General features: G+C 74.2%; 22 protein-coding genes. 6 read left to right on the top strand and 16 right to left on the bottom strand.

Annotated elements, in window-relative coordinates; all coding sequences use genetic code 11:
• Positions 1 to 4 precede the first annotated feature (4 nt).
• The 4 genes from M3147_RS09720 to M3147_RS09705 are packed head-to-tail and all read right to left on the bottom strand — an operon-like array spanning position 5 to position 2,019.
• Positions 5 to 532 (bottom strand): phage tail protein, encoded by a 528-nt coding sequence (locus M3147_RS09720; RefSeq protein WP_251203259.1) that lies wholly within the window; start codon positions 530 to 532, stop codon positions 5 to 7.
• 25 nt (positions 533 to 557) lie between these two features.
• Entirely contained in the window at positions 558 to 1,058 is a 501-nt protein-coding gene (locus tag M3147_RS09715; protein ID WP_251203258.1) for a phage tail protein, read from the bottom strand.
• Positions 1,059 to 1,069: 11 nt separating this feature from the next.
• Positions 1,070 to 1,582 (bottom strand): phage tail protein, encoded by a 513-nt coding sequence (locus M3147_RS09710; RefSeq protein ID WP_251203257.1) that lies wholly within the window; start codon positions 1,580 to 1,582, stop codon positions 1,070 to 1,072.
• On the bottom strand, positions 1,582 to 2,019 hold the full coding sequence (locus M3147_RS09705; protein WP_251203256.1) for a hypothetical protein: 438 nt from the start codon (positions 2,017 to 2,019) through the stop codon (positions 1,582 to 1,584). Before M3147_RS09705 ends, M3147_RS09710 begins: the two co-directional genes overlap by 1 nt.
• A gap of 200 nt (positions 2,020 to 2,219) precedes the next feature.
• Between M3147_RS09705 and M3147_RS09700 the strand changes: the two genes are divergently transcribed.
• Both M3147_RS09700 and M3147_RS09695 read left to right on the top strand, forming a co-directional pair.
• Complete coding sequence (locus tag M3147_RS09700) at positions 2,220 to 5,975, top strand: immunoglobulin domain-containing protein (protein ID WP_251203255.1); 3,756 nt, start codon at positions 2,220 to 2,222, stop codon at positions 5,973 to 5,975.
• 55 nt (positions 5,976 to 6,030) lie between these two features.
• On the top strand, positions 6,031 to 7,080 hold the full coding sequence (locus M3147_RS09695; protein ID WP_251203254.1) for a zinc-dependent alcohol dehydrogenase family protein: 1,050 nt from the start codon (positions 6,031 to 6,033) through the stop codon (positions 7,078 to 7,080).
• 9 nt (positions 7,081 to 7,089) lie between these two features.
• Here the strand turns inward: M3147_RS09695 and M3147_RS09690 are convergent, their stop codons facing one another.
• Complete coding sequence (locus M3147_RS09690) at positions 7,090 to 8,991, bottom strand: helicase associated domain-containing protein (protein ID WP_251203253.1); 1,902 nt, start codon at positions 8,989 to 8,991, stop codon at positions 7,090 to 7,092.
• Between the two features lie 263 nt (positions 8,992 to 9,254).
• The gene (locus tag M3147_RS09685) at positions 9,255 to 9,986 is read right to left on the bottom strand and encodes a hypothetical protein (protein ID WP_251203252.1); all 732 of its coding nucleotides are present in this window, start codon (positions 9,984 to 9,986) and stop codon (positions 9,255 to 9,257) included.
• Between the two features lie 272 nt (positions 9,987 to 10,258).
• Here M3147_RS09685 and flgN point away from each other — a divergent pair, with 272 nt between their 5' ends.
• The 4 genes from flgN to M3147_RS09665 are packed head-to-tail and all read left to right on the top strand — an operon-like array spanning position 10,259 to position 13,406.
• Positions 10,259 to 10,741, top strand: coding sequence for a flagellar export chaperone FlgN (gene flgN / locus M3147_RS09680; RefSeq protein ID WP_251203251.1), 483 nt, complete (start codon positions 10,259 to 10,261; stop codon positions 10,739 to 10,741).
• Complete coding sequence (gene flgK / locus M3147_RS09675; protein WP_251203250.1) at positions 10,741 to 12,159, top strand: flagellar hook-associated protein FlgK; 1,419 nt, start codon at positions 10,741 to 10,743, stop codon at positions 12,157 to 12,159. The genes flgN and flgK overlap by 1 nt, the downstream gene beginning before the upstream one ends.
• 6 nt (positions 12,160 to 12,165) lie before the next feature.
• Positions 12,166 to 13,041 (top strand): flagellar hook-associated protein FlgL, encoded by an 876-nt coding sequence (gene flgL, locus M3147_RS09670; protein ID WP_251203249.1) that lies wholly within the window; start codon positions 12,166 to 12,168, stop codon positions 13,039 to 13,041.
• Positions 13,038 to 13,406, top strand: a complete 369-nt coding sequence (locus M3147_RS09665; RefSeq protein WP_251203248.1) for a flagellar assembly protein FliW — start codon at positions 13,038 to 13,040, stop codon at positions 13,404 to 13,406. Before flgL ends, M3147_RS09665 begins: the two co-directional genes overlap by 4 nt.
• Before the next feature lie 212 nt (positions 13,407 to 13,618).
• On the opposite strand, the gene M3147_RS09660 is transcribed toward M3147_RS09665, so the two are convergent.
• The 10 genes from M3147_RS09660 to M3147_RS09615 all read right to left on the bottom strand — a co-directional run bounded on the left by M3147_RS09660 (position 13,619) and on the right by M3147_RS09615 (position 22,168).
• The gene (locus M3147_RS09660; protein ID WP_251203247.1) at positions 13,619 to 13,849 is read right to left on the bottom strand and encodes a carbon storage regulator; all 231 of its coding nucleotides are present in this window, start codon (positions 13,847 to 13,849) and stop codon (positions 13,619 to 13,621) included.
• Between the two features lie 91 nt (positions 13,850 to 13,940).
• Positions 13,941 to 14,993, bottom strand: a complete 1,053-nt coding sequence (locus M3147_RS09655; RefSeq protein WP_251203246.1) for a hypothetical protein — start codon at positions 14,991 to 14,993, stop codon at positions 13,941 to 13,943.
• 25 nt (positions 14,994 to 15,018) lie between these two features.
• The gene (gene flhA, locus M3147_RS09650) at positions 15,019 to 17,067 is read right to left on the bottom strand and encodes a flagellar biosynthesis protein FlhA (protein ID WP_251203245.1); all 2,049 of its coding nucleotides are present in this window, start codon (positions 17,065 to 17,067) and stop codon (positions 15,019 to 15,021) included.
• Positions 17,064 to 18,161 carry an EscU/YscU/HrcU family type III secretion system export apparatus switch protein gene (locus M3147_RS09645; RefSeq protein WP_251203244.1) on the bottom strand — a complete coding sequence of 366 codons (1,098 nt, stop codon included), beginning with the start codon at positions 18,159 to 18,161 and terminating at the stop codon, positions 17,064 to 17,066. The genes flhA and M3147_RS09645 overlap by 4 nt, the downstream gene beginning before the upstream one ends.
• Positions 18,162 to 18,164: 3 nt before the next feature.
• Positions 18,165 to 18,923: a flagellar biosynthetic protein FliR gene (locus tag M3147_RS09640; RefSeq protein WP_251203243.1), complete on the bottom strand. Its 759-nt coding sequence runs from the start codon at positions 18,921 to 18,923 to the stop codon at positions 18,165 to 18,167.
• Positions 18,923 to 19,198 carry a flagellar biosynthetic protein FliQ gene (locus M3147_RS09635; RefSeq protein WP_189084186.1) on the bottom strand — a complete coding sequence of 92 codons (276 nt, stop codon included), beginning with the start codon at positions 19,196 to 19,198 and terminating at the stop codon, positions 18,923 to 18,925. Before M3147_RS09635 ends, M3147_RS09640 begins: the two co-directional genes overlap by 1 nt.
• The gene (gene fliP, locus M3147_RS09630) at positions 19,199 to 20,056 is read right to left on the bottom strand and encodes a flagellar type III secretion system pore protein FliP (protein WP_230767283.1); all 858 of its coding nucleotides are present in this window, start codon (positions 20,054 to 20,056) and stop codon (positions 19,199 to 19,201) included.
• Complete coding sequence (locus M3147_RS09625; protein ID WP_251203242.1) at positions 20,053 to 20,604, bottom strand: FliO/MopB family protein; 552 nt, start codon at positions 20,602 to 20,604, stop codon at positions 20,053 to 20,055. Before M3147_RS09625 ends, fliP begins: the two co-directional genes overlap by 4 nt.
• Positions 20,604 to 21,272: a flagellar motor switch protein FliN gene (gene fliN / locus M3147_RS09620; protein ID WP_251203241.1), complete on the bottom strand. Its 669-nt coding sequence runs from the start codon at positions 21,270 to 21,272 to the stop codon at positions 20,604 to 20,606. The genes M3147_RS09625 and fliN overlap by 1 nt, the downstream gene beginning before the upstream one ends.
• Positions 21,272 to 22,168, bottom strand: a complete 897-nt coding sequence (locus tag M3147_RS09615) for a flagellar motor switch protein FliM (protein WP_251203240.1) — start codon at positions 22,166 to 22,168, stop codon at positions 21,272 to 21,274. Before M3147_RS09615 ends, fliN begins: the two co-directional genes overlap by 1 nt.
• Positions 22,169 to 22,398: the final 230 nt, after the last annotated feature.

Here is a 22,398-nt window from a genome sequence, read left to right as displayed (position 1 = left end):
GTGGTCAGGGACGCGGCGGAAAGATGCCGCCGAGGGAGATGATGAAGAACATCCCGAGGACCGGCGGCAGGTTGTTGTGCGCCTGGTTGCCGCCGGCGAGGCCCAGTGCGTCCGGGCGCATGTTCACGTTCTGGGTGCCGGTGAACGCCCGCCGGGCCACTCGACCGTACTTCTGCTGCGCCCAGGCGCCGTTCGCCGCAGAGCCCGTGGTGGCTCCCGCGTCCACGGACATCGCCGGGTGCGTGTGCTGCGGCATCTCCATGGTCAGCAAGGTCACCGTCGGAGTCCCGGTCGCGTCGCCGACGGTGCGCGGCGTGAGCCCGGGACCGCCCCCCTGCCCCATCGCCACGTGGCCGTTCAGGTTCGGCAGCGCGAACGTCCTCGTGCCGTCGCCGCCGTACTGGGTGCCAAGGATCGAGAACAGCGGTGCGTTCTGCTGGACGGGGAGGAGCTGTCCGTTGCACAGCGCCCAGCCCGAGGGCGCGTAGCTGAATCCGATGGTGCGGATCTCTCCGTAGTAGGGGTCGGCCATGTTCGCGTGCTCCGATCGGTGGCCGTCAGCCCCGCGAGGGGTAGATGCCGTTGAGGGCGATGATGTAGTTCACGACGAGGAACGGTGGGCGGTTCTCGTGCGGCGCGGTCTGGCCGGCGGTGGAGATCGCAGCGGGCCGCAGCTGCGCCGACGGTTGTCCGCTGCCGTAGGCGGCCTGCTCGGTGGTGGCCCAGTACGCGGACGCCGGAGACGATGCCGCGGCCGGGCCGCTCGACGCCTTCACCTGGTGGGTGTGCGTCGGCATCTCGTTCACCGTGAGCCAGTGGAACTCCTCCCCCTCGACGCGCCCCCAGTCGGAGCGCTCCGCCGCCCCGCGCGGCGTGCGGCCCTGCAGGTTCGGCAGGGCGAAGGTGGTGACGCCGTTCCCGCCGTAGGTGGTGCCGAGCACCGAGAACAGGGCCTGGAACGTGCTGATCGAGAGCATCTGCCCGTCGCAGAACGCCCAGTTCTTCGGGGCGTAGTTGAAGGCGACGCGACGGATCTCACCGAGATAGGGGTCGGCCATGAGTGCTCCTCTCAGCCCCGAGGCGGGAAGATGCCTTGGACGGCGATGATGTAGGTGATCGCCAGGCTCGGCGGCATGTTCTCGTGGGGGAGGGAGCCGCCGGCCGGTTGGACCGCCTGGGCGCCCATCGGCGTGCCCGGGTCGGCCGGCTGGTAGGCGCCGGTGGTCTGCGTCGACCAGACCGCGCCCGCTGGACTCGTGGTGTCGGGCGTCGCCGTGGCGTTCGGCACGTGAGTGTGCTGCGGCAGCTGGTTCTGCGTCAGCGCGACTCGCTCCGCACCGCCCGTCGCGCCGAGCTCGTAGGTGCCGCCGCCGGGCAGCACGCCCCGGTGCACCGGAATCCGGCCGGCGAGGTCGGGGAGCCCGAAGGTGGTGATACCGTCGCCGCCGTACGTCGTGCCGATCAAGGCGAACAGCGCATCGTTCTGCGCGATGGAGAGGAGCTGGCCGTTGCACAGCTCCCAGCCGACGGGGGCGAAGCTGCCGGCGAAGACCCGGATCTCCCCGACGAAGGGTTCGGCCATCAGATGGACCGCCGATCCACGATGCCCTCGAGCGTGGGGGCGCCGCCGCCGACCCGCGTGAGGTACAGGATCGCGTCGGGTTCGCCGGGCGAGGTGAGGCGGTAGATGCCGTCGCGCGCCGCGTCATCCGTCGTGAACCGCACGGCGAAGCGATGTTCGGCATCGCCGTCGCCGGGCAGCTCGCCGACGCGGTCGAGCGTGAGCCGGTGGGCCGACCACTGGGATGCCCCGTCGTAGACCGTGCCCTCACGGCCGAGGAACTGAGCGCGGACGGGCATCCCCGGGTCGCTCGCCGTCGCACCGGCAGCGGGGGTCGATGCGGTCGCCGCGCGCGCCGCCGGCTGCGCCTGCGCGGGCACAGCGGTGCCGACCGCCGCGGCGCCGAGCGCAGCTGCGCCGGCCCCGAGTGCGGTGCGGCGTGAGAGTCCTGACGTCACGTCGCTCCTGAGATCCCGAAAGCACGCCCCCCGAACTGGGCGGCGGGCCCACACTATCTCTCCGATCGAATCTGCCGATAGCATTCGGGCGTACCCAGTTGGGGTGCATCGCGCCGTCGGGACGGCGCATCGGGAAAGGGCTTCGTTTGCGGGCTGGACACGTCCGGAGTGCCGCAGCGGCGCTCATCACCGTCGCGCTCGTGAGCGGCGGACTCCTCTTCGCGCCGCCGGCCGTCGCCGCCCCGGCAGTGCTCGTCGTCAGCGCGTTCACCGACGGTGACGCGAACGCCGCGTGCGACGACGACCGCGTCACCACGCAGGCCTCGCCCGCCACCTTGCGCAACGCGCTCTGCGTCGCCAGCAACCAGGGCGACGCGACCGTGCAGGTTCCCGCGGGCGAGTACCGCCTGACGGAGCTCGGCACGCTCGGCCCGCTGACGCTCGGCACCACGGCGGGTTCGACGCTCCTCGTGGAGTCGACCGGTGGGGCCGCCGAGATCATCGGCGACGGCACCGCCCAGCTGCTCATCCTCGATGAGTCGATGTCCGGCGGGATCTCGGTCACCATCGACGGCCTCTCCTTCGAGGGCGGCGTCGACGCCGCGTACGGCGGCGGCGCGATCATCGGCGGCTCGGCCGAACAGCCCGACCGCGACGAGCTCGTGCTCCGCAACACCACCTTCCGCGACAACGCATCGACCGCGGGATCGGCCGCCCCCGGCGGCGCCGTGCAGTTCATCGGCGGCACGCTGACCATCGAGGACTCCGTCTTCGAGGCCAACACCGCCGGCACCGCCGCCGGCGGCGCGGTCTACTACGAGGCGTTCGGCACGCCCGCCGACCAGTCGTTCACGATCACGGGCTCGGCGTTCCGCGACAACACCGTCACCGCGGCTGGCGGCCTCGCCAATGGCGGCGGCGCCGTCGCCTACGACGCCAAGGGCGCCGCGGTCGAGATCAGCGGCTCGACCTTCACCGGCAACCGGGTGACGACGAGCGACCATTCCCCGGCGCTCGGCGGTGCGGTCCGTCAGCAGTCCGGCCCGGCCACGATCACGGCGAGCACCTTCACCGGGAACGCCGTGCAGGGCGGCTCCGCGGGCGGAGCCGCCATCGAGGCCGAGGGCGGCGCGGTCACCGCGCAGTACAACCGCATCGCGGGCAACACCGGCGCCGCGGCGCTCAGCGCGGATGCCTCGAGCGCCGTGACCGCCACGCTCAACTGGTGGGGGTGCAACCTCGGCCCGACCAGCGCACCGTGCGACCTCGCCGCCATCGCGACCGGCACCTCGTCGCCGTACCTGAAGCTGTCCGCCGTCGCGTCCCCCGCCGCGGTGAACTCCGGATCGACGTCTCAGCTCACGGGCTCGCTCCTCGTCGACTCCGCGGGCGCCGGGGTGCCCGCGGCCGAGCTCAGCGCGTTCCAGGGCGTGTCCGCGGGCTGGACCGCGAGCGGCCCCGCGGGATCCACCGTCTCGCCCGCGTCCGTCACGATCGCGAACGGGCTCGTCTCCGGGGTCTTCACCGCGGGCGCCACGGGCGGCAGCGGCGGCGCCGCGCTGGGCCTCGACGCGGCATCCGTCCCCGTCGCCATCGACGTGACCGCGATCCCCGCCTTCACGAGCCCCGACGAGCTCGTCGCGACCATCGGCCTCCCCATTGACTTCGACGTCACCGCCGTCGGCTCGCCCGCACCGGTGATCAGCCGGGTCTCTGGGACGCTCCCGAACGGCCTCGTCTTCACCGCGGGCCCGGACGGCAGCGCGAAGATCACGGGCACCGCGACGGACGCCGCGGGCGAGTACCCGATCGGCCTCCGCGCGGAGAACGGGGCGACGGCGACGCAGACGCTCGTCATCTCCGTCGGCGCCGTGCCGAGCTTCAGCGGCTCGACCACGCCGACGCTCGGCATCCGGCAGGCCGCCGACGTGACGATCACGGCCGTGGGCGACCCCGCGCCGGCGATCGAGCTCGCGTCTGGAAGCCTCCCCGCCGGGCTCACCCTCACCGACCAGCTCGACGGCACCGCCAAGCTCGGCGGCACCCCCACCGCCTCGGGCGCCTTCCCGGTGGAGCTGCGGGCCGTGAACCGCTTCGGCGCCACCGTCACGAGCTACACGATCACGGTCACCGCACCGCCCGGCATCACCAGCAGCGACCGCGCGAGCTTCACGGCGGACGGGACCGAGCAGAGCTTCCCGATCACGTTCTCGCCGGGCTACCCCGCCGCGACCGAGGCCCCGGCCCTCAGCGGCGCCCCGGCCTGGCTCAGCCTGACCACGGATGGCGGCACGCGGCTCGTCGGCACGCCGCCGCGGAGCGCCGGCGGAACGCACGAGTTCGTGATCTCGCTCAGCAACCCGGCGGGGACGACCACGCAGGTCTTCACGCTGACCGTCGTGGCGGCACCCGCCTACGCGGGCCCGACCGGCTACTCGGTCGCCGCCGGCGCGCCGATCGACGAGACGATCGCGTTCGCCGGCTCGCCGACGCCGGGCGTGACCGCCATCGACGACTCCGCGCTGCCGGCCGGGATCACCGCGAGCGACCTCGGCGGCGGCCGCGTGCGACTGCAGGGCACCGCCACCGCCGCGGCGGCCGGCTCCTACCTGCTCGGCATCGACGTCGCGAACAGCGCCGGCAGCCTGCACCAGGACATCGGGCTCGTCATCGGGCTCGCCCCGTCAGTCACGAGCGCCGCGACGACGACCTTCACCGTCGGTTCGGCCGGCTCCCTGCCGATCACGGTCGTGGGCGGCTACCCCGTCGCCGGGCCGGTCGCCTTCGGCGGCACCGTGCCGGCCTGGCTGAGCCTCAGCGGCCCCGCCGGGGCCCAGCAGCTCGTCGGCACGCCGCCGGCGGGAGCGGGCGGCACGGTCGAGTTCGATCTCGTCGTCTCGAACGCCTTCGGGACCGACCGGCAGGCCTTCCGCCTCGTCGTGAACGAGACCCCCGCCGTGACGCAGGATCCGGCCGACGCCTCGGCGGTCGCCGGCACCGCGCTCGGGTTCACCGCGGCGGCGAGCGGATTCCCCGCCCCCAGCGTGCAGTGGCAGCGCTCCGGCGACCGCGGCGCCAGCTGGCAGCCGATCGCCGGCGCGACCGCCGGGACGCTCACGCTCACCGCGACCCTCGGCGACGACGGCGCCCGCTACCGGGCCGTCTTCACGAACGCGGCCGGCCAGGCCACCAGCGCCGAGGCGACGCTCGCCGTCGGCGAGGTGCCCGAGTTCGCGGCCCACTCCGACGTCACCGTGCTGCCCGGCGCGGCCCGCTCGATCGACGTGTCGGTCGCGGGCCACCCCGCCGCCGCGATCACCGCGAGCGGCCTGCCGGCGTGGCTCACGCTCACCGACCACGGCGACGGCACCGCGACCCTGAGCGGCACGCCCGCGCTCGGCGATGCCGCCACCTCCGCGATCGAACTCGTCGCGACGAACGCCTACGGCAGTGACGTGCTCGAGTTCTCGCTCACCGTGGACGACGAGGTCGCCCTGCCCTCGCAGCTGCCCGCCACCGTCCACGGCGTGCTCGGCGGTGTGCCGGCCGAGCTCCGTCGCGGCCAGACGGTGACGGTCTCCGGCGCCGGCTTCCTCCCCGGCGCGCCGATCGCGCTCGGCGTCTACTCGACGCTCACCCCGCTCGGCTCGGCCGTGGCCGACGGCGCAGGCGCGTTCTCGGCAGAGGTCACCATCCCGGAGACGCTCGCAGCCGGCGAGCACGCGCTCGCGGCGAGCGGGGTCGGGGCGGATGGCTCCGCCCGCGTGATCGCTGCGGAGACGACGCTCGTGGTGCCGGCCTCGGTGCCCGGAGACGGCGGCAACGGCAGTATGCCGGGCGGCCTCAGCCGCACCGGCGTCGAGACGCTGCTGCCGATGCTGCTCGCGGCGGGAGGCATCCTCGCCGGGCTCGCCCTCCTGGTGCTGCTCGCGGTGCGCCGCCGCCGGAGCGCCTGATCGGCGACCGGACGACGACCTGACGGTGCGCGCATGAGGGCGTAGGCTCGCCCTCATGCGCGCCACCCTCATCCACGGCCCCGGTGACATCCGTGTGGAGACCGTGCCCGACCCCGTGCTCTCCACCGGTCGCGACGCGATCGTGCGGGTCGTCGCGGCGTGCGTGTGCGGCTCCGACCTCTGGCCGTACCGCGGCGTGACCCCCACCCGCGAGCCGCGCCGAATCGGTCACGAGTTCGTCGGTGTCGTCGAGGCGGTCGGCGACGCCGTCGAGCGGGTGCGGCCCGGCGATTTCGTGATCGCGCCGTTCTATGTGTGCGACGGCACCTGCGCGAACTGCCGCAACGGGGTCTCCACCTCCTGCCTGCACGGCGGCTGGTGGGGTTCGGCCGACCGCGAGGGCGGCTTCGCCGACGGGGCCCAGGGCGAGCGCGTGCGGGTTCCGCTCGCCGACGGCACGCTGGCCGTCGTGCCCGGTCCGGTGGCCGACGACGAGGTGCCGGGGCTGCTCACGCTCTCGGACGTCATGGGCACCGGCCATCACGCCGCGGTCTCGGCCGGGGTCGGCCCCGGCGACGCGGTCGCGGTGGTCGGTGACGGCGCCGTCGGGCTCTGCGCCGTGATCGCCGCCAAGCGGCTCGGCGCGACCACGATCATCGCGATGAGCCGGCATCCGGAACGTCAGGCGCTCGCCCGCGAGTTCGGCGCGACCCACGTCGTCGCCGAGCGCGGCGACGCCGGCATCGAGGCGGTCCGCGAGGTCACCGGCGGCCTCGGCGCCGACCGGGTGCTCGAGTGCGTCGGCACGAAGGAGTCCATGGACCAGGCGATCCGATCCGCCCGTCCGGGCGGCATGGTCGGTTACGTCGGGGTGCCGAACGGCGGCCCCGAGCTGCCGGTGCGCCGGCTCTTCGAGACCAACGTCGGCGTGAACGGCGGGGTCGCGCCGGTGCGCGGCTACATCGAGGAGCTGCTGCCCGACGTGCGCTCCGGGGCCATCCGCCCTGGACTGGTCTTCGATCTCGAGCTGCCCCTCGAGGACGCCGCCGAGGCCTACGCCGCCATGGACGACCGCCGCGCGGTCAAGGTGCTGCTGCGCCCGTAGCGCGCCCCGTCAGGCGATGCGCGGCAGCTCGTCGTCCTCGCCGAGCCGTCGCGCGGTCGAGGCGCGCTGGGGCGTCGCCGGCTCCGACGGCGGGACCGGCCTCGGGCCGCTGCCCTCGCCGGCCCAGCCCGGCGTGTTCACGTCCAGCCAGGCGATCCGGATCGCGTCGAGCGTGCCGCCGCGGTGCGCGCGCCGCTGCGTCTGCAGCCAGGTGCCGAGGCGCCTGGAGCGTTCGACGGTCGAGCGCTCGTAGGGCAGCCGGCCGCGCTCCGCGAGGTAGTCCGCGACCTCCGCGGCGCGGCGGAGCCAGCTCGCGAGGTGCGGGTCGCGCCACTCCGGGATGCGGGAGTCGAGCCACCGCTCCCGCTCGGCCGACAGCCCGCCGCGGCGGGCGGCCGAGCGCTGGTTGTTCAACCAGACGCCGAGCTCGAGCTCCTGGGCCGTCGCGTCGGCGCCCCGCGCCGGCAGTCGGCCGTGCTCGGTGCGGAAGGCCTGGAGGCGGTTGGCGGTGTGCTCCCAGGCAGTGAGCCGATGATCGCGCCAGCCGGGCAGCTGACGGTCGAGCCAGCGCTCCCGGGACTCGTCGAGCCCGCCGCTCCCGGCGAGGCTCCGCTGGCGCTGCAGCCACCTGGCCAGGGCACGTTCCTCGGAGTCGTCGGCGTGGCTCGCGGGGATCTTCCCGCCGGTGGCGAGGCGCCGGGCGAGCCGGTCGGCTTGCATGCGCCAGTCGCGCTCGTCGTCGAACCAGCCGACGACCGCTCGATCGAGCAGGGTGCGTCGCGCCTCGCTCAGTCGGCCGGCGCGCGCCGCCGTGCGCTGCTCCGCGAGCCAGGCTGCGGCGCGGCGTTCGTCGTCGCCGGCGTCGTTCGACCGCGCCGGCGCGCGACCGGCCTCCGCGACGAAGGCGGTGAGTTCCTCGAGGCGGGCGCGCCACGCGGCATCCGGTCGTTCGCGCCAGCCCGGCACCGAGCGGTCCAGGCGCGCCGTCCGCGTCTCGGGCAGGGACCCCGCGGCGGCGAGCCGGCGCTGCCCGGCGAGCCATTCGCCGAGCCGGCGCTCGACCGGGTCGGCGGCGTGCTTCGAGGGAGGGCGGCCGTGCGCCGCGGTCCAGCCGGCGAGTCGCCGCGCGGTGCGGGTCCACCGCGCGGCGGCCGGGTCGAGCCAGCCGGGCACGGCGTCGTCCAGTGCCCGACGACGCTCGTCGTCCAGTCGTTCGTCGGCCGCGGCCTCGCGCTGCCGGCGGAGCCAGCCCGCGAGCCGCCGCTCTCCCGGCTCGTCGTTCGCCGTCTCGCGCGGGAAACGACCCGTCTCGGCGATGAAGCCGGCGATGGCGGCCACGGTGTCGCCCCAGTCCTCGTCGGCGGGGCGGCGCCAGCTGGGCAGGTTGAGCTCGAGCCAGGCGAGTCGATCGGGCGCCAGACGGCCGGATGCCTCGGCACGCCGCTGCGTGCGCAGCCAGGTCGCGAGGCGTCGCTCGACCTCGTCGTCGGCGCTCGGCGCCGGGTACGCCCCCGTCTCGGCGAGGTGCAGCCCCACGGCGACGGCCGTGCCGTGCCACTCGGTGCCGCGCGGGTCGCGCCAGCCGGGCACGACCGAGTCGAGGTGGCGCAGCCGGCGTTCGGCGAGGGCGCCCGTGCGGAGCAGTTCGCGCTGCCGCTTCACCCAGCGGGCGGTGGCCCGCTCGGCGTCGGGCGCGCCAGAGGCGTCCCGCGGCGGACGGCCCGTCGCGCCGAGGTGCGCGCGCAGGCGGTCGACCCGCGCCTCCCACTCGGCGTCGCCGTCGTGCAGGGCGCTCCCGTGCCTCGGCGCCAGGACGGTGCGCGGGGGCAGCGGCGCCTCGCTGCGCGGGCGCACGGCGGCGATGCCGGGCCGCGACGCGAGCCGCGTCCGCGCCGAGCTGTCGTCGCCCATTCCATACCCCGAATCCGGCGGCGCTGCGCGCACGCCACGGCGACCGCCCCCGCGGTCGCCGAGGCGACCGGAGGCATTCGGAACCCGAATCCGAACGCCGGTGAACCGGCCGCTGCGGCGATTCTCACAGCCATTGCACAGCTTGGGCAAGAACGTCGGAAGGGACCCTGACGAATCCGCTTCGGGATCGCGCTCTCACCCCCGGCGGATCCGCGTGATTCCGGGCATCCGAGGGGCTGGCCGCCCCGCGGAGCCCCCGGGGTTCACCCCCGGACTGGGGGACGCTCGGCGAGCCCGGCGCGTCGGATCCCGGCGATCCATGGGGTGGGGAACGCGATCGACAGCTCCCACGAGAGCTCGCAGTCGGGCTCGGCCGCGACGACGGCGGCGATGCGCTCGGCATCCGCCTCGGCGAGCACGTGCGCCGGAGCGTCCACCCCGCGGTTCCATGCGGCCAGCGCGCGGCGCTTGGCCGCGTTCAGCAGCTCCTCCGGAGCGGTGACCGGGGCGCCGTGTTCGAGCCAGCGCGAGCGGCGCGCGTTGCCCGCGTCCTCGAGTGCCGGGCCGTCCAGGCGGTGCAGGCGCGGCCCGTCGGCCGTGTCCTCGTAGTACCGGCGCTCGCCGGTGCGCAGCACGCGGACGCGGTGGTACCCGCCCGGGTGCGCCTCCGGTGCGCCGTCGGTGCCGAGATAGCGGGTCTCCTCGACCCCGCCCGCGGTGGTCCACTGCAGCACGCGCACCCGGCCGTCGTCGTCCTGCCACTCGAGCACGCCGTCGGCGGCCTGCCCGGCGAAGCCCAGCTGCTCGGGGTGCGCCGGGGTCGGAATGCGACGGCCGAAGAGCCACGCCTCACGAACGCCGGCGCGGTCGACCGCCCAGCCGACGGTGCGGTGGCGCTCGCCGCGGCGCCAGTACGAGACGCCGTCCGGGTGATCGCGGCGTTCGGTCCACCCCTCCAGCGGGTGCGGGGCGGTCGTGGTCTGCTCTGCGGGCATGGTGCTCGTTCCTCGGGTTCGGCCCTCGCGGGCCCTGGATCGTGTGCAGCGGGTGCGGGTCCACCCGCCGGGCCGCGAAGCGGTGTCCTCAGCGGTGTCCTCATTAGTGCGGACATCCCGGCAAGAAATACATGCGCGGCACGGTCCGCCTTTGTGCGGACTTGCCCGACTTTCATGAAAGTCGGGCAAGTCGGAAAGGGGAACGGGCGGCCGCGCTTACCGGGGGCGGGCGCACGGCCGATAGTCGGATGCATCGAGGAGAGGCGGACCGCATGTCGTTGCATGAACTCTCCGCCGTGCTCTGGCGCGAGCGGGAGCTGCTCGATGTGCTGCTGTACAAGCTCGAGGTGGAGCGCCTGCTGCTCGCGACCGACCGGCGCCGCTGGCTCGGCCGCGCGGCGCACGAGATCGAGTTCCTCACCGCCCGCCTGAAGGAGGTCGGGCTCGCCCGCGCCGTCGAGTCCGCCGAGGTCGCCGAGGAGCTGCAGCTGTCCGCCGAGGCGACCCTCCAGGAGCTCGCCGACGCGGTCGGCGACGAGGTCTGGCGCGACATCCTGCTCGCCCACCTCGCGGCCCTCCGCGAGGTGACCGGCGAGATCACCGAGCTCCGCGACGCGAACGAGCAGCTGCTGAAGCAAGCGGCCCGGCCCGCCGGCGTCGCCCAGCACGCCGCCCGGCGCGGCACCACGACCTACGACGCCCGCGGCCTCACCCGCGACGTCGTTGAAGCCACCCTGGTGGACGAGGAGACCTGATGAGCACCTTCGGCGGGCTGAACACGAGCCATACCGCCCTGAACGCCGCGCGCACCGCCGTCGACGTCGCCGGCCAGAACATCGCGAACGTGAAGACCCCCGGCTACACCCGACAGCGCGCGGAGCTCGCCTCCTCGCCCGTCGCGGGGCCGATCGGTGTGCTCGCGCTCTCGCGGCCCGGTCCCGGCCAGGGCGTCATGGTCACCGGCATCGCCCGCCTCGCGGACGAGATGCTCAACGAGGGGGTGCGCGAGGCGTCCGCGAGCTCCGGCTACCACGCGACCCGCGCCGCCGCGCTCGAGACCCTCGAGACCGGCCTCCGCGAACCCGGCAAGGACGGCCTCTCCGCGCGCATGCAGGAGTTCTGGGCGTCGTGGCAGGACCTCGGCAACGCGGCCGGTGACGGCGCCGCGGCCGCGGTCGTGCTGCAGCAGGCGGCGACGCTCGCCTCGCGGATCGCCGACGGCTCCCGCGCGGTCTCCTCCCAGTGGACGGCGCTGCGGAAGGATGCCTCGACGATGGTCGACCAGGTGAACCACGCCGCCGCCCGCGTCGCCGAGCTGAACGACACCATCCGCCGCTCCACGCTCGCCGGCGGGCAGGTCAACGAGCTCCTCGACGAACGCGACCGGGTCGCCGCCGACCTCGCCTCGATCGCCGGCGGCCAGGTGTACGACCGCGGCGACGGCACCGTCGACGTCCTCGTCGCGGGCAACCCGATCGTCACGGGCACGACCGCCAACCGGCTCGTGCTCGCCGGCCCGACGACGCCGGGCGGCACCGGCGCGGTCTCCGTGCAGTGGGAGCGCCGTCCCGGCACCGCCATCGACCTCGACGGGGGCGAGCTCGCCGGAGCGCTCTCGATGCTCGCGCCCGCGTCCGGCGGCACCGGCGGCTCGCTGAACGAGGCGCTCGCCTCCTACGACGCGGTCGCGACGGCCCTGGCCGAGCAGGTGAACGCCGTGCACCGCACCGGGGCCACCCCGGGCGACACCACCGGCCTCGACTTCTTCACCTTCGACCCGGGTGTGCCGGCCGCCCTCGGACTGCGCGTCGTGCCGACGGACGTCTCGGGGATCGCCGCCGCGCTCCCCGGCGCCGGCCCGAACGACGGCACGATCGCCGACCGGATCGCCGGCATCGGACGCGCCGCCGGCTCGCCCGACGAGGTGTGGGGATCATTCGTCGCGAAGGTCGGCATCGCCTCCGGGGCCGAGTCCTCGCGGGCGCAGGTCGCCGCGCTCGGGCTCGTCGACGCGGTGGGGCGGCAGCAGTCGGAGTCCGCCGTCGATCTCGACGAGGAGAACCTCGCGCTCGTCACGGCGCAGACGGCCTACCAGGGGGCGGCGCGCGTGTTCACCGCGATCGACGAGATGCTCGAGGTGCTGATCACCCGCACCGGCCTGGTCGGGAGGTAGGCGATGATGAACCGCGTCACCACGATGTCCATCGCGCAGTCCTCGGCGCGCAATCTGCAGCTCGCGGCATCCCAGCTCGCCAGGGCGCAGCAGCGGGCGACGGACTTCAAGGCCATCACGAAGCCGTCGGACGATCCGGCGGCCACCGCCCGCGCGATGCAGGTCCGGGCCGAGCAGCGCGCGAACCTGCAGTACTCCCGGAACATCCAGGACGGCAACGCCTGGCTCTCGACGATCGACTCGGCGCTGCAGTCGACCACCTCGCTCCTCGGGCGCGCCCGCGACCTCACCCTGCAGGGCTCCAACGACGGCGCACTCTCGCAGCCGCAGAAGGACGCGATCGCCGCCGAGCTCGACGCGGTGCGGGATCTGCTCCTCGCCCAGGCGAACGCGAGCTACGGGGGCCGGCAGGTGTTCGCCGGCACCTCCGACCAGCCCGCGTTCGACGCGGGCTACGCCTTCTCGGGCGGCGCCGGCACCGTCGACCGGCGCATCGACGACGGCACCACGGTGCGCGTGGACGTCGACGGCTCGAGCGTCTTCGGCGTCGGCGCGGGCTCGGTGTTCGCGACCATCGACCGCATCTCCGCCGGGCTCCGGGCGGGGACCCCGATCGGCGGCGAGATCACCGCGCTCGACGCGCACCGCTCGGCGGTGCTCGATGCGCACGCGGCCGCCGGAGCGCGGCACTCGACGGTGCTCGCGGCGGTCGACCGCAACCTCGCGCAGAAGATCGACCTCGAGGCGACCCGCAGCCGGCTCGAGGACATCGACGTCGCGACGGCCGCCATCGACCTCTCGACGAGCGAGATCGCGCACCAGGCCGCGCTCGCCGCGACCGCCCGCGCCGTGCGCCCGACCCTGATGGACTTCCTGCGATGACCCGACTGACCTTCCTCGCCCCGCCGTTCGGCCTCGCCGACACGGACTTCGAGCTCGCCGCGGTCGACGGCGCCCCGGGCCTGCTCGCCCTCCGTGCGGCGTCCGGCGACGCGCGCCTCTACGTGCTGGATGCCTCGCTGCACCTGCCCGGGTACCACCCCGTCGTGCCGCGCATCGACCTGGACGAGCTCGGCGACGCCGATCCCGCCGTGTACGTCGTGGTGAACCCCTCGGCGGCGCCGACGACGGTCAACCTGCAGGCGCCGATCGTCGTGGCCGCGGACGGCCGCGCCCGGCAGACCATCCTCGATCGCGGGGACTGGCCGCTCCGCGCCCCGCTCGCCGAGGTGCTCGCCGCCGCCTGAGCCGCCGGGGCCCCGCTCCGCCGGGCCCCGCCCCGCCGGGCCCCGCTTCGCCCCGCCCCGCTCCGCTGCGTGCCGCTGTTGCCGAAAGGGTCGATTTCCGGCATGGCCATGGCCGGAGCCCGCTGCGGATGCCGCAAAATGACCCCTTCAGCGGTTGGGGGGCGCGGTAGGGGGGGGCGCGGCAGGGGGATGGGGGCGTGGGCGGGGTGGGGTCAGCGGCCGAGGAGTTTGAGCAGCTCGGACTCCGCGCCCGAGCCGATGGCGGCGGCCTCGCGGTTCGCGTCGGTCACGCCGACCACGATCTCCTCGCGCTGGATGCGCCGATCGCGCGGCGCTTCGATGCCGAGCCGCACGGAGCTGTCGCCCCGGACCTCCAGCACCGTGATGACGATGTCGTCGCCGATGAGCACGCGCTCGTTCGACTTCCGGGTCAGTACCAGCATCCCTGCTTCACTCCTCCTGGCCGCAGACTCCCCGGCGGCCGTTACCACCATCATGCGCGGCACCGACGCAGAACGGGGCGGATGGCGCCGATCAGCTCGGCGGCTGTCGCCACCCGACGCGGGGACCGAACCGTGAGACGTCGAGCGGATGCCTCGTCCGCTCCGCACCCACGGCCGCGATCGCCGAGATCGGCAGCGCGGCATCCACCCGGGCCAGCCAGTAGCCCGTGTCGTCGGTGCGCCGGCTGACGTCGACGGCGACCCAGACTTCGTCGGGGCGCAGTTCGGCGAGCGCGGTCAGCTCCTCCTGGAGCCCGACCGACACGGCGAGCACGACGGCCGCGTGCTGTTCGACGGCCCGCATCCGGGCGGCGAGCGCGGCCCGTCGATCGGGGATGTCGGCCGCGGCGTCGGCCGTCCGGCCGTGGAGGAGCAGCGGGGCGCCGGCGGCCTGGCCGACGAGCCCGCGCGCCGCCGTCGTCGCGTCGTCGCCCAGGCCGAGGACGAGCACGAAGTCGCCGGCGGATGCACGGTCCGCGACGAAGGGCACCTCGGGCGCCTCGAGCTCGGCGAGCGACGGGCGCACGGCTTCGAGCACGATCGGGCGGTCATCGGGGTCTGCGGTGTCGGCGGAGGCCTCCGGTTCGGGCGCCCCGCTGGTACTGGGGGATCCGTTCAGCTCGGCCCCGCCGGCTGCGAACGCCGGCGTCGCCGTCCCTGCCGTCGTCGCTGCCGACGCCGACGCCGACACCGTCGTCGCTGCCGCCCCCGCCGCTGCCGCTGCCGTCGCCGTCGGCGGCACGGCGATCGCGCGTTCGACGTCGGCGAGCAGCGCCGCGAAGTCCCGGCTCGAGGTCGAGGCCTGCGGGCCGGCGGCCGGCTCGGCGGCCGCGGCCCCGCGGGCGATCGGGGGCCCGGCCGTGCCGCTGCCGCCGTCCGCGCGATCCGCGTCGGCGAGGAGCGCCGCGATGCCCGCGCGGTCCACGCGCTCGGGGGCGATCCCGCCGGCGGGCGCCGCGTCGTCGGGCACGATGACCGTCGCCTCGATCTCCTCGTGCGCGAGGAAGCGGCCGAGGCCCTTGCGGGTCACCCGGGTCGCCTCGGTGATGCGGGCCTCGGGCCCGTAGGCGAGGAGCACCTGCATGCGCAGCTCCTCGAGGCTGGCCGCCTTACGCCGGAAGCTCGGCATCGCTCCGGATCACCCCCACGGTCTCGATGGTCGCGGCGCCCGCGGACGCCTGCTGGTAGGAGAGCACCGGGGTCCCCGGCGACTGCGCCGCGACGAGCCGGTGCACGGCGGGCCGGAGCGCGGGCGCGCAGACGAGGACCGCCCGGCCGCCCTCGGCCTCCGCCGAACGGATCCGGTCGCGCACGCCCGTGAGCACACGCTCGATCGTCTCGGGCGGCAGCAGGATCTGGCTGCCGTGCTCGCTCGGCCGCAGTCCCTCGAGCATGCGCTGCTCGAGCATCGGGTCGATCATCACCACGCGGAGCACCCCGTCGTCGGCGAACGCCGTCGGCAGCACCGCGCCCAGGGCGTCGCGGGCGGCCTCGACGAGCAGCTCCGGGTCGGTCGTCGTCTTCGCCCGTAGCGAGACGGCCTCGTAGATGCGCGGCAGGTCGGTGATCGGCACCCGCTCGGCGAGGAGGCCCTGCAGCACCCGCTGCACCTCCGCGAGCGACAGCGGGGTCGGCGTGAGCTCCTCCACGGCCGCCGGGTTCTCGGCCCGCACGCCCTCGGTGAGCACGCGCACGTCCTCGCGGCTGAGCAGGCGCGCGGCGTGATCCCCGACGATGCTCGACAGGTGCGTCACGATCACCGACACCCGGTCGATGACGGTCGCGCCGAGCAGCTCGGCGTTGCGGCGCGACTCCGTAGGCACCCACTTGCCCGCGAGCCCCCACACCGGTTCGATCGTCGGCTCGCCGGGCAGCGACTCCAGGTGGTCGCCGAGCGCCAGGGCGCGGCCGGGCGGCGCCTGCCCGCGGCCCACCTCGACGCCCGCGACGCGGATCGAGTAGGTCGACGGCGGCAGCTCGACGCTGTCGCGCGTGCGCACCGGGGGGATGACGAAGCCCATCTCCATCGCGAGCTTGCGCCGCAGGGCCTTCACCCGGGCCAGGAGGTCGTCGGCGGAGCCGTTGACGAGGTCGACGAGGTCGGTGGCGAGGCCGATCTCGAGGGCGTGCACCCGGGCCTGCGCGAGGATGTCCTCCGTCGTCTCGGCGCGGGGCGCCGCGGCCTCGATCTCGTCCGCCCGCGCCTGCTGCTCCGCGGAGCGCTCCCTCGTGCGCACCCGCTGGGCGAGCATCGCGAGCACGATGCCGGCGCCGAGGAACGGCAGGATCGGCATCCCGGGGATGAAGCCCATCAGCACCGCGGCGCCCGCCGCGATGCCGAGCGCGGTGCGCGACTGCATGAGCTGCGCCGCTGCGCTGTCGCCCATGTCGGTCTCGCTGTTCGAGCGGGTGACGACCATGCCGGTGGACACCGCCATCAGCAGCGCGGGGATCTGGGTGACGAGACCGTCGCCGATGGTGAGCAGCGTGTAGGTGTTCAGCGCGTCGCCGATCTCCATGCCGCGCTGCACCATGCCGATCGTGATGCCGCCGATGATGTTGATGAGGATGATGACGATGCCGGCGATGGCGTCGCCCTTCACGAACTTCGAGGCGCCGTCCATCGCGCCGTAGAAGTCGGCCTCGGCCGAGACCTCCTCGCGGCGGCGGCGCGCCTCGGTCTCGGTGATGAGGCCCGCGTTCAGGTCGGCGTCGATCGCCATCTGCTTGCCCGGCATCGCGTCGAGGGTGAAGCGGGCGCCGACCTCGGCGACGCGCTCGGCGCCCTTCGTGACGACGACGAACTGGATGACGACGAGGATGAGGAACACGACCGCGCCGATGATGATCGAGCCGCCGACCGCCACATGCCCGAAGGCCGCGATGACCTGCCCCGCGTAGCCCTCGCCGAGCACCAGGCGCGTGGAGGCCACGTTCAGGCCGAGCCGGAACAGGGTCGCCACGAGCAGCAGCGAGGGGAACACCGAGAAGTCGAGCGGCTTCTTCACGAACATGGTCGTCAGCAGGATGACGAGCGCGAAGAGGATGTTCACGACGATGAGGGCGTCGAGCATCCAGGCGGGCACGGGCACGATCAGCAGCAGCAGGATGCCGACGACGCCGAGCGGCACCGCGATCATGGAGAGCCTGCGGTTCATCCGACACCTCCGGCGGGGGTCATGGTGGTCATGGTGTGCACGCCGGCGGTGCTGCCGCGGCGGCGGAGGGCCTGCACGAAGGTGAGCACGACGGCGACGGCCTGGTAGAGCTCGACGGGGATCTCCTCGCCGAGCCGGCACGCCGCGTGCAGCGCCCGGGCGAGCGGAACGTCGCGCACGAGCGGCACCCCGGCCGCCGCGGCCTCCTCGCGGATGCGGGCGGCGATGTGCCCCTTGCCCTTCGCGACGAGCCGCGGGGCGCTGCGTCCGGGCTCGTAGCGGAGGGCGACGGCCACGTGGGTGGGGTTCACGACGACGACGCTCGCGTCGGCGACGGAGGCGATCATGCGGTTCCGGCTCATCGCCAACTGCCGCGAGCGGCGCTGCGACTTCACGAGCGGGTCGCCGTCGGTGTGCTTCGCCTCGTCGCGCACCTCCTTCTTCGTCATCATCGTGTGCTTGCGGTTGCGGCGGCGCACGACCAGCACGTCGAGCGCGGCGAGCACGAGGCCCACCGCGACGGCGGTGACGACGAGGGCGGCGACGCCGTCCGAGGCGGCCTGCAGCACGGTGGTGAGCGGCAGTCCGCCGGCCCCCGCGAGGATCGGCATGAGCGACTGCACGACCGACCAGAGCACGATGCCGAGGATCGCCGTCTTCGCGAGCGCCTTGGCGCCCTGCCAGAGCGCCTGGAAACCGAAGACGCGACCGACGCCCTTCACCGGGTCGAACTGCTCGAAGCGCCAGAACTTGCGGCGGAAGTGCACGCCGCCCTGCAGCACCGCGGCCGCGAGCACGACGAGCGAGACGACGACGAACGCGAGGCCGAGGGTCGGCAGCATCGAGGCGAACCCGGCCTCGAGCGCCTGGGTCGCCGCGGCGCCAGATGGGGCGGCGGCGACCTCGGCCACGAGGTGGAACTGGGCCACCGCGGCATCCGTCCCGACCGCGATCGTCGCCGGCAGCACGACGGCGATCGCGCCGATACCGACCCAGGCGGTGAGGTCCTGCGAGCGCTGCAGCTTGCCCTCGCGGCGCACCTCGCGCATCCGCTTGTCCGTCGCCTGCTCGCTGCGCTCACCGACGTCGCTCATCGCTCACCACCCCTTCCGCATCGCGCCGATCGCGGTCTCGGCGAGCGCGTCGACGACGCCGGGGAGTGCGACGAAGACGGTCCCGGCGAGGGCGAGGGTCAGCAGGATCTTCAGCGGGAAGCCCATCGCGAAGGCGTTCAAGGCCGGTGCGACGCGGGTCAGCAGGCCGAGGCCCGCGTCGGCGAGGAACAGCACGACGAGCAGCGGCCCCGCGATCTGCGCCGCGGAGACGAGGATGCCGCTCGCCGCGTCGACCGCGGACTCCGCCGAGCGGGCCACGTCGATCCCGACGCCGAGCGGGATCGCGTCGAACGACTGGAACATGCCCATCAGCACCACGAGGTACGCGCCTGAGGCGGCCATCAGCGCGATCGCCGCGAGGTTGAAGAAGCGGGCGAACTGGGCGCCCTGCACCATCGACTGCGGGTCGAAGCCCTGCGCGAGCTGGAAGCCGCCGAAGAGGTCGAGCAGCCCGCCGGCGGACTGGATCGCGCTGAACACGGCGTAGACGAGGAAGCCGAGCAGCGCCCCCGTGCCGACCTCCGCGATGAGGGCGCCGAGGAAGCCGGCGCCGTCGGGCGGCGTGTAGCCGGGCACCACGGCGGGCGACACGGCCAGCCCGAGCGCGAGCGCGAGCCCGGCCTTCACCCGCATCGGCACCGCCCGGTTCGAGAACGGCGGGGCGATCACGAGGAACGCGGCCATCCGCACGCTCGCGAGCATCACGGCCTCGAGCCAGGCGGGGTCGAAGGTGAACTCCATCAGCCGGCCCCCACGAGGCTCGGGATGCGCTCGAACAGGCCGAGCGTGAAGGCCACGATCTCGCTGATCATCCAGTGCCCGCAGACGACGAGCGCGATGCCGACGGCGACCGCCTTCGGCACGAACGAGAGCGTCACCTCCTGGATCTGCGTGATCGACTGCAGCAGCGAGATCGCGAAGCCCACGACGAGCGCGGTGAGCAGCGCCGGCGCGCCGAGCTTCGCGGCGACGAGGAGGCCCTGCAGGCCGATGTCGAGGACGGCGGCGGTGTCCACTCAGCCTCCCCGGTAACTGGAGACGAGGGTCGTGGCGAGCAGGCCCCAGCCGTCGACGAGGATGAACAGCAGGATCTTGAACGGCAGCGAGATCATCACCGGCGGCAGCATCATCATGCCCATCGACATCAGCACCGCGGAGACGACGAGGTCGATGACGAGGAACGGCACGAACACGACGAAGCCGATGATGAACGCCGAACGCAGCTCCGAGATGACGAAGGCGGGGATCAGCGTCCAGAGGTCGACCGCCGAGGGGTCCGCGGGGTTCGGGAGCCCTGCGGCCCTGGTCATCAGGGCGAGGTCCTCCTCCCGGGTGAACGACAGCATCCAGTCGCGCAGCGGCGCGACGCCCGCCTCGAACGCCTGGCTCGCGTCGAGCTGACCGGCGAGGTAGGGCTGGATGCCGAGCTCGTTCACCTGCGCGAGCACCGGCTGCATGACGAAGAAGGAGAGGAACAGGGCGAGGCCGGCGAGCACCTGGTTCGGCGGGATCGCCGGCAGCGACAGCGCGTTGCGGGCCATCGCGAGCACCACGAAGATCTTCGTGAACGAGGTCGTCATGATCAGCAGCGCCGGGGCGACGGCGAGCAGGGTGATGCCGATGAGAGTGACGATCGCCGAGGAGGGCGTGCCGTCGGGGCCGTTGATGGACACGCCGAAGCCGCCCTGCCCGGGATCCACGGGGGCGACGGGGTCGCTCGGCGGTTCCGGGACGGTGGGGTCGATCTCCACGGCGAAGCCGGCTGCGGAGGAGAGCACGACCCAGAGGAGCGCGATCAGGATGGAAGCGGCCGCGATGGCGGCGATCCGCAGAGGCTTCCCCGACCGGCTGCTGCCGGCCGAGGGGCGCGTCATATGCCGAGGCCCTCCTTCACCCCGGCGAGCGAGCGCTTCCATGTCTCGGCCGAGAGGATCGACCCGCGGCGCGATCCGTGCGATGCGGGTCCGGTGGAGGCCGCCGCGAGGGCGGCACGGCGGGTGGCGGGCGGTTCGGCGTCAGCCGAAGGGCCGTCGAAGATGGCGAAGGGGTCGAGGTCCTCGCGGGCGTCGTCCTCACGACGCGCTGCTGACGGCTGCGCGGATGCCTCGGCCCGCACGGGCTCGGCGGGCGCGACTGCGGCGGCGAGCACCGCGTCGAACTCCGCGTCGGGCACCGGCGCCGGGCGATCGCTCAGCACCGAGACCCCGTGCTCGGTGACGCCCAGCACGAGGCGGCGGCCGTCGGCATCCACGATCGCGACCGAGGCCTTCGGCGACAGCGACTGGCGCGCCACGACCTGCACGAGGTTCGCCTTCCTCGACCCCGAACGCCGCCGGCTGAGCTGGCGGTGCGCCACCCAGATGACGGCGAGGACGACGCCGAGGGCGACGACCACGCGGAGGACGAGGAAGACGGCATCCACTAGCGGGCGCCCTCCTGGGCGTCGAGGATGCGGGTGACGCGCACGCCGTAGTCCTGGTCGACGACGACGACCTCGCCGTGGGCGATGACGCGGCCGTTCAGCAGGATGTCGGCCGGGGCGCCCGCCGAGCGGTCGAGCTCGACCACGGCGCCGGGCTCGAGGCCCAGCACGTCGCGCACCGTCATCCGCGTCCGGCCGATCTCGACCGTGAGCGCCATCTCGACGCCGTTGATGCGGTTCAACCGCTCCTCCGGGTCGCCCGCGAGCGGGCCGCCCTGGCGGGCCGAGCGGCGCGGCCGCACCGCGAACCAGCCGACGATCGTCTCACCGTCGAGCAGCTCGAAGACCTCCGCGTCGGGGTCGTCGAAGAGCCCGGCGCCCTCGCGGACCTCGCCCAGCACGCCCGTGCCGTAGACGCGGGCCGCGGCGGCGAGCGCCGGGTGCACGAGGTTCTGCACGGCGAGCCCGTCGTGGGCGATCGTTCCGACGCCGAGGAACCCGACTGCGACATCGACCGAGACCTGCCCGACCGAGCTCGCCTCGAAGGACTCCGCGGGCGCGACCCGGCCCGCCGTCCCGCCGACCGTGTAGCCGTTCTCGCTCGGCAGGGCGCGGGCGAGCTCGGCGGCGGCGTCGGCGGCGAGCGCGGCGGAGGTGGTCGAGGTCATCAGAGGATCTCCAGGGTCTCGGTGATGGTGCAGGCGAGCCGGTTGCCGGTGCGGCCGATCGCCGCGCGCCCGACGGCACGGCCGTCGACCGTGACGAGGAACGGCTCGCTCGCGGCGTGCGCGAGGGGGATCACGTCGCCGACGGCGAGCTCGAGGATGTCCTGCGGGGTCACCGGCACGGGCGCGAGGCCGACGCCGAGCGGCACCGGGGTGAGCTCGATCTGCGCCGCGACGAGGCTGCGGGCGCGGTCGGTCGCGACGACGGGGTTCGACTCGCCCAGTCCGCGGAGCACCGCGTCGGCGGGCAGTGCCAAGGTCGCCGTCGTCTCGCGCTCGGCGCACTCGACGACGAAGCTCGCGACGATCATCAGCGCCGACGTCGGCGCCGCCTGGGCGAACTGCGCCGTGTGGTGCAGCGAGTCGAACTCCGGGCGGGCGGGCAGGATGCGGCCGAGCGAGTACTGCAGGTCGTCCAGCAGGTCGTCGATGAGCGCGCGCAACAGCTGCTGCTCGATCTCGGTGAAGGTGCGCTCGGGCTCGATGCGCTCGCCGGAGCCGCCGAGCATGTGCGTCATCCAACCGAGCGCGGCCGAGGCGGGGAACTGGATGACGGCCTTCGCCTCGTCGCCCGCGAGCCGGCAGAGCACCATCGTGGTGGCGGGCGGCAGCGAGGCGGCGTAGTCGTCGTACGTGTGCATCGCCACCTGCAGGAACGTCGCCTGGGAGCGGGCGCGCACGTTCGCGGTGAGCTGCGTGCCCCACTGCCGGGCGAAGCTCTCGAAGGCGAGCTCGAGCACGCGGGAGTGCTCGCGGGCGAGCGTCGTCGGTCGACGGAAGTCGTAGGGCTCGGCGGCGCGCGTCGGCGTCTCGACCTGCTCCTCGGTTCTCGTCAGCACGGATCCCACTATCGGTCGCGGTGCCGGGCGCGGTTAGCCCGGTTCGCTGAGCTCGTCGAAGCGTTGGTTCGCTGAGCTCGTCGAAGCGTTGGTTCGCTGAGCTCGTCGAAGCGTTGGTTCGCTGAGCTCGTCGAAGCGCCCCTCGACAAGCTCGGGGAGCCAGGGGTGGTTCGCTGAGCTCGTCGAAGCGCCCCTCGACAAGCTCGGGGACCCAGGGCGCCCCTCGACGG

Source organism: Agromyces mediolanus (assembly GCF_023715325.1).
GTDB classification, from domain to species: Bacteria; Actinomycetota; Actinomycetes; order Actinomycetales; family Microbacteriaceae; genus Agromyces; species Agromyces mediolanus_A.
This window is presented reverse-complemented; position numbering and strand designations above follow the sequence as displayed.

Bases quoted from the DNA above. Each gene is read 5' to 3' on its own strand.
- M3147_RS09720 (WP_251203259.1), bottom strand. From the start codon at position 532: ATGGCCGACCCCTACTACGGAGAGATCCGCACCATCGGATTCAGCTAC.
- M3147_RS09715 (WP_251203258.1), bottom strand. From the start codon at position 1,058: ATGGCCGACCCCTATCTCGGTGAGATCCGTCGCGTCGCCTTCAACTAC.
- M3147_RS09710 (WP_251203257.1), bottom strand. From the start codon at position 1,582: ATGGCCGAACCCTTCGTCGGGGAGATCCGGGTCTTCGCCGGCAGCTTC.
- M3147_RS09695 (WP_251203254.1), top strand. From the start codon at position 6,031: ATGCGCGCCACCCTCATCCACGGCCCCGGTGACATCCGTGTGGAGACC.
- M3147_RS09690 (WP_251203253.1), bottom strand. From the start codon at position 8,991: ATGGGCGACGACAGCTCGGCGCGGACGCGGCTCGCGTCGCGGCCCGGC.
- M3147_RS09685 (WP_251203252.1), bottom strand. From the start codon at position 9,986: ATGCCCGCAGAGCAGACCACGACCGCCCCGCACCCGCTGGAGGGGTGG.
- flgN (WP_251203251.1), top strand. From the start codon at position 10,259: ATGTCGTTGCATGAACTCTCCGCCGTGCTCTGGCGCGAGCGGGAGCTG.
- flgK (WP_251203250.1), top strand. From the start codon at position 10,741: ATGAGCACCTTCGGCGGGCTGAACACGAGCCATACCGCCCTGAACGCC.
- flgL (WP_251203249.1), top strand. From the start codon at position 12,166: ATGAACCGCGTCACCACGATGTCCATCGCGCAGTCCTCGGCGCGCAAT.
- M3147_RS09665 (WP_251203248.1), top strand. From the start codon at position 13,038: ATGACCCGACTGACCTTCCTCGCCCCGCCGTTCGGCCTCGCCGACACG.
- M3147_RS09660 (WP_251203247.1), bottom strand. From the start codon at position 13,849: ATGCTGGTACTGACCCGGAAGTCGAACGAGCGCGTGCTCATCGGCGAC.
- M3147_RS09655 (WP_251203246.1), bottom strand. From the start codon at position 14,993: ATGCAGGTGCTCCTCGCCTACGGGCCCGAGGCCCGCATCACCGAGGCG.
- flhA (WP_251203245.1), bottom strand. From the start codon at position 17,067: ATGAACCGCAGGCTCTCCATGATCGCGGTGCCGCTCGGCGTCGTCGGC.
- M3147_RS09645 (WP_251203244.1), bottom strand. From the start codon at position 18,161: ATGAGCGACGTCGGTGAGCGCAGCGAGCAGGCGACGGACAAGCGGATG.
- M3147_RS09640 (WP_251203243.1), bottom strand. From the start codon at position 18,923: ATGGAGTTCACCTTCGACCCCGCCTGGCTCGAGGCCGTGATGCTCGCG.
- fliP (WP_230767283.1), bottom strand. From the start codon at position 20,056: ATGACGCGCCCCTCGGCCGGCAGCAGCCGGTCGGGGAAGCCTCTGCGG.
- fliN (WP_251203241.1), bottom strand. From the start codon at position 21,272: ATGACCTCGACCACCTCCGCCGCGCTCGCCGCCGACGCCGCCGCCGAG.